We start from the raw sequence: 4,914 nt of genomic DNA on the forward strand, positions 1-4,914 counted from the left end.
TTTTATTCCCGGTGTTCTCAGCGATCACTTCGGCTGTGAGCGCCGCGCCGCCGAACGGCTCCCACACTGCCATTTCGGCAAAGGGGCTGGCGATCTGTACGCAGACATGGCCGTTGGTGACGCGGGCCAGGGCCAGAGCGGTTTCGAGGCGGTCATCGAGCGTCTTGGCGCCGTCGACCGGGCAGAGAATGGAGCGCATGGGGATCCTCCTTCTTCCAACAATGCCCGCAGTGTGGCACCGGGAAGCCGCAGCGCCATGACCTGAATCAACCGGCGTGGATTTCCTGCGAAAAGGGGCGCCGGCCATGACCTATACCCTGATCACCGCCAACCGAAACTATTCCAGCTGGTCGTTGCGGCCCTGGCTGCTGATGAAGGCGCTGGGCGTGGCGTTTGCCGACCGGATCGAGCCGTTTGCCAAGCCGGTGAACTACGAGGAATTTCGCGCTTTTTCGCCCACTGGGCAGGTGCCGGTGCTGATCGATGGGGACACCACGGTGTGGGATTCGCTGGGCATCGCGCTCTATCTTGCCGATCGCCATGGCGGTGTCTGGCCCGAGGCGGGAGCCGCGCGCGCCTTTGCGCAAAGCGCGGTCTGCGAAATGCACGGCGGCTTTGCCGCCTTGCGCAACGATTGCACGATGAACGTGGGTGTGCGGGTGCGCCCGGTGCCGATGCGCGCCGAACTGGTGCGCGACGTGGCCCGCGTGCGCGCATTGTTCGAGGAAGGACTCGATCGTTTCGGCGGCCCGTGGCTGGCCGGGGCGGCGTTCAGCGCGATGGACGCGTTCTTTGCCCCCGTGGCGTTCCGCATCCGCACCTATGGCCTTGACGTGGGGCGCGGGCAGGCCTGGGTGGACCATATCCTGGTCCACCCGGCGATGCTGGATTGGGAACGGCAGGCCCTGGCCGAAACCTGGCGCGAGGAAAGCCACGAGGCCGAACTGGCGCAGGCCGGCGTGATCCTGGCGGATTATCGCCAGGGCTGAGCCTGCGACACGCAGTTCTTGATCGCCCAGGCCTGTGATGAAAGGATCGCCAACGTGAACGGCGTGGGGGCCGGGTGAAGGGGGCGATGATGCGGCGGCGATGGTGGCTTGGCGCGGGTATGGTGGCTCTGGTTCTGGCGGGCGGCGTGGCGAGGGCACAGCAAGCCGCACCGGCGCCATCGACAGCACAGGTGGCAGAAGACCATTCCGGGCTGACGCGTGAGCGCTTTCGGCGCAATTGCCTGATGTGCCACAACCGCGCTGCGCCCGAGGGCATTGCGCCCGAGATCATGGCCGGGCTCTATCCCGAACCGGGCAAGGCGCCGCGTGACATGATGCCCGGGCTGGTGTGCTGGCGGCGCTGCACGGCGTGTCGCGTGCCCGATGCAAAGGCCAGCGCCAGCCGGCCGAGCCAGCCGGCGCAACGCCCAGGCGCTTAGGGCTCTTCGCGCTTTTCCATGCGCGCCCACAGGCCCTCGGTGCCGGCCTCGGTGGCCTTGTTCACGTATTGTGAGGCAACGAGCCAGCCCTTGAACGGGCGCAGCGAGCCGAGGCAGCCGATGGCCAGGATCGGCACCGAGGTGAGCAGGTGAACCCACCAGGGCGGGCTATAGGCCACTTCCAGCCAGACGGCGAAGAACGTGAGCGGAAAGGCGGTGAGGCACAGGGCGAAGAACGCCGGCCCATCGTCTGCCCGGGCAAAGCTGAGGTCTAGGTCGCAGGCCGGGCAGCGCTGTGCCAGCTTGAGCCAGCCATCGAACATGCTGGCCTTGCCGCAGCGCGGGCACAGCCCTTTCCACCCGCAACGCAAGATCCAGCGGAATTTCGGATTATCCAGCAGCGCCATCGCCCGTGTCTCCCTTGGCTTGATGCCTAGGACTGTGGCGACGGCGCTGCAACCAGTGAGTGGGCAGGTAATCAGTGTGCAACCAGAGTGACGCGATCCTCTGACGGCACCTGGCGCACCGGGACGGCGGCGATCCACGCCTGCAGGGCGTCAAGATCGGTCATGCCGGTTACCGCGTCGGGCTTGTCGGCCAGGTCGGTGAAGGTATCGCCGCCCAGCGCGAGGAAGTTGTTGACCGTTACGCGGTAGGTGGCGGCAGGCGCGACCGGCTTGCCGTTGACCGTCAGGCCCACCACGCGCGCGCCGACGGGGCGGGCCAGGTCGATGGCAAAGCGCACGTTGGCCGATACCGCCAGGCCCTGCTTGGGCCCTTGTTCATCCAGGCCCTGCTCCAGCACGGCCTTGAGCTGCGCACCGGTGAGCGTTTCGGTGACGAGCGTGTTGCCGAAGGGCTGGACGCGGTAGATATCGCCGAACGTCACCGTGCCATCGGCGGCGGGCACCAGGCTGGTGCGGATGCCGAAGGGGTTCATCAGGGCGAGTTGCGCACCCGCACCCCGCGTTGCCGCCAGCTGCGAATCCGCGATGAGATTGCCCAGCGTGCCCCCGGTGGTCACCGCGCCGTTCTCGCCGCGCTGCGCCGGGCCGGACAAGTGGCCAACCGGCTTGGCGGCATAGACTTTGGCCGCGTCGACATAGCGCTGGACATAACCGGCGACATCAGGGCGCGGGGCAAAGACCGGGAAGCGATCATCGTGGCCGACCAGCCGCGTGGCGGACTGATAGGGATCGGACTGGACAATGACGTTGTGCGCCTGGGCCGCCGTGACCGTGTGCTTGGCAGGATCGATCTGCAGGGCAATGTCGGTGACCATTTCGCCATAGAGGCCCGCGCTGGTCAGCAGCAGCGGATGCGCGGCGCCGGGCGCCGGCATCTGGCAGATATAGGCGGCATGGGTGTGGCCCGAAATGACAAGGTCCACGCCCGGGTTCAGCCGCTTGATGATATCGAGGATCGCGCCCGACATGCCGTTGCAGCCCTGCGGATCGGGGCTGCCCTGCTGCTTGCCGCCTTCGTGGATCAGCACGACGATGGCATCGGCGCCGGCGGCCTTGAGCCGGGGCACCTGGGCATTGATCGTGGCGGCTTCGTCTTCGAACGTCAGCCCGGCGATACCGGCGGGATTGACCAGCGTGGGGGTGGTGCGCGTGGTCAGGCCGATCACGCCCACGGTCACCTTGTCTACGCCGCTGCCAAACGTCTTGAGGCCGGTGGCGGGGAACAGGGTGTGCCCATCCTTGTCCACCGTGCTGGCGGCGAGATAGCGGAAGCTGGCGCCGGGAAAGCGTTCGAGCTGGCACGGCTTGTGCGCGGTGAACTGGGTGCAGCCGCCATTCTGCATGCGCAGCAGTTCATCGCGGCCGCGGTCGAATTCGTGGTTGCCGACGGCGTTGAAATCCACGCCGATGCGATTCATCACCCCGATCGACGGCTCGTCGAGATAGAGCGATGACGCCACCTGGCTGGCGCTGATCATGTCACCGGCCGACAGCGTGAGATGGTTGGGATAGCGATTGCGCACGCTGTCGACCGCGCTGGCCAGCCACGCCGCGCCGCCGGCGGGAACCTGGGCGGTGCCGCCATGGTCATCGGGCACCAGCACCGATTGGTGGGGCGGTTCGAGCTGGCCGTGAAAATCGTTGAACGCGGCAATGCCGACGGTGACCAGGTGCGGGGCGGGCGCAGCGGCCGGAGCCTGCACCACGCGTGTTGGCTGGCCAGCACAGGCCGCTAGGGCCAGGAACGAGGAGAGGATCGCGCCACGCAGGGTAATGCGCGGAAACAAAGGGAAAAGCGGCTTGGTCAAGGCGGCGGCTTTCAGCAACGGGAGATGCCCGCCCATAGCCGCTTGCCATTACAACGGGAAGGCGCCTGGTTTCACCTGCACCAATTTCCTCGCCGGCCCTGCCAGTGTTCGGCCAGGCCCTCTGCCTCGAGCCGGGCACCCAGGCTTTGCCCCTTGCGCACCACCACGCGCAGCGCGCGGCCATAGCGATCGACCGGGCGGCCCTGGGTGACCAGCGAGAAATGACCAGCGTTGAGCAGTTGTGTCAGCCGCTCGGTAGCCTTTGCGCCCAGGTCCGCTTCTTCAGCGCAGCCGGGGTGGCTGATTTCCGGGGCGTTGATATCGGCAATGCGGATCTTGGTGCCCTGATACCAGAACGTGTCGCCATCGACGACGCAGGTTACCCGGCGGTCGCTGCCGCAGGCGGCAAAATGGCCGGCCTCTTCGTCCACGCGGGGCATCGCCGCTTCAGGCGGCATGGCAAAGGGCGTGGGCGAGGCCAGGGCCAGTGGACCGCCGCCGAGCAGGACCAGAATGGCGGAAAGGGCGGTGGCACGGCGTGCGGGAGGGTGTTTCATGGGGGGAGCATGACCCGTTTGTTGTGCCGTAACGAAGCGCAAATACTACTTAAAGTACGAGTGCTTAGCGAAGTTACGGAGCCTTGATTTGTGCGCCGCAGCAGGGCGCCAGACCGCGTTAACACAATTGCTCCAAAATGGAAGAATGTTGAGGCTGCGCCCTGCGCCCTGCGCGCTCTTGGCCAGCCGCACAATTGGTGCGGACGGGTTGCGCTGCGCGGCTCAGCTGGCGCTGCGATGGCGGCGATGTGGGAAAAGGTACTCCGCGCGTCCGTTGGCGACGGGCAATGGGGTGCGCTTGGGGAACGCGCGGAGCCTTATGGTTGTCCCTTGCAGCAGACGCGGCGGCAATTCGCACCCGCGCTTAGGACGAGTGCGTAGGCTTGCCGCGATCAGCGCGGGCGGCGCAGCACGATATAGACGGCGCCGGCGCCACCGTGACGGGGCTGGGCCGGGCGCACCGCGGCGATGCGATCGGCATAGGGGCTGGCCGCCAGCCAATCGAGCAACTTGGCGCGAATCGCCCCGCGCCGTTCACCGCGCAGGTCATGATCGCCATGGGGGCGTGGCTTGCCGGTCACCAGCAGGATGACCCGCGCGCCGATGGCCAGGGCCTGGGCCAGGCTGGCGAGCAGGCGGCCGTGCGCCAGGTC

Annotated in this window: 6 protein-coding genes and 1 pseudogene; 2 read left to right on the forward strand and 5 right to left on the reverse strand. The window is 67.1% G+C overall.

Translation table 11 applies throughout. From position 1 onward, the window contains the following. Window positions 1-199: pseudogene (locus tag H926_RS25845) on the reverse strand (universal stress protein); the annotation flags it as partial. Window positions 200-305: 106 nt separating this feature from the next. Between H926_RS25845 and H926_RS0105720 the strand changes: the two are divergent. Together H926_RS0105720 and H926_RS25850 are read left to right on the forward strand one after the other, a co-directional pair. Continuing rightward, window positions 306-989 (forward strand): glutathione S-transferase family protein, encoded by a 684-nt coding sequence (locus H926_RS0105720; RefSeq protein ID WP_022675456.1) that lies wholly within the window; start codon window positions 306-308, stop codon window positions 987-989. 119 nt (window positions 990-1,108) lie between these two features. Then, complete coding sequence (locus H926_RS25850; RefSeq protein ID WP_022675457.1) at window positions 1,109-1,429, forward strand: hypothetical protein; 321 nt, start codon at window positions 1,109-1,111, stop codon at window positions 1,427-1,429. Here H926_RS25850 and H926_RS0105730 read toward each other — a convergent pair. From H926_RS0105730 to H926_RS0105745, 4 genes are all read right to left on the reverse strand, one after another. Continuing rightward, window positions 1,426-1,836 carry a DUF983 domain-containing protein gene (locus H926_RS0105730; RefSeq protein WP_022675458.1) on the reverse strand — a complete coding sequence of 137 codons (411 nt, stop codon included), beginning with the start codon at window positions 1,834-1,836 and terminating at the stop codon, window positions 1,426-1,428. The genes H926_RS25850 and H926_RS0105730 overlap by 4 nt on opposite strands. Window positions 1,837-1,907: 71 nt before the next feature. Further along, window positions 1,908-3,704: a bifunctional UDP-sugar hydrolase/5'-nucleotidase gene (locus H926_RS0105735; RefSeq protein ID WP_237740982.1), complete on the reverse strand. Its 1,797-nt coding sequence runs from the start codon at window positions 3,702-3,704 to the stop codon at window positions 1,908-1,910. A gap of 71 nt (window positions 3,705-3,775) precedes the next feature. Beyond that, complete coding sequence (locus H926_RS25855; RefSeq protein WP_022675460.1) at window positions 3,776-4,261, reverse strand: thermonuclease family protein; 486 nt, start codon at window positions 4,259-4,261, stop codon at window positions 3,776-3,778. A 392-nt stretch (window positions 4,262-4,653) separates the two neighbouring features. Continuing rightward, the coding region (locus tag H926_RS0105745; RefSeq protein ID WP_022675461.1) for a Smr/MutS family protein at window positions 4,654-4,914 on the reverse strand (261 nt) is incomplete at its 5' end.

Origin of the sequence: Novosphingobium sp. B-7 (assembly GCF_000410615.1) — a bacterium.
In the GTDB taxonomy this organism is placed as follows: Bacteria; Pseudomonadota; Alphaproteobacteria; order Sphingomonadales; family Sphingomonadaceae; genus Novosphingobium; species Novosphingobium capsulatum.

Bases quoted from the DNA above. Each gene is read 5' to 3' on its own strand.
- H926_RS25850 (WP_022675457.1), top strand. From the start codon at position 1,109: ATGGTGGCTCTGGTTCTGGCGGGCGGCGTGGCGAGGGCACAGCAAGCC.
- H926_RS0105720 (WP_022675456.1), top strand. From the start codon at position 306: ATGACCTATACCCTGATCACCGCCAACCGAAACTATTCCAGCTGGTCG.
- H926_RS25855 (WP_022675460.1), bottom strand. From the start codon at position 4,261: ATGAAACACCCTCCCGCACGCCGTGCCACCGCCCTTTCCGCCATTCTG.
- H926_RS0105730 (WP_022675458.1), bottom strand. From the start codon at position 1,836: ATGGCGCTGCTGGATAATCCGAAATTCCGCTGGATCTTGCGTTGCGGG.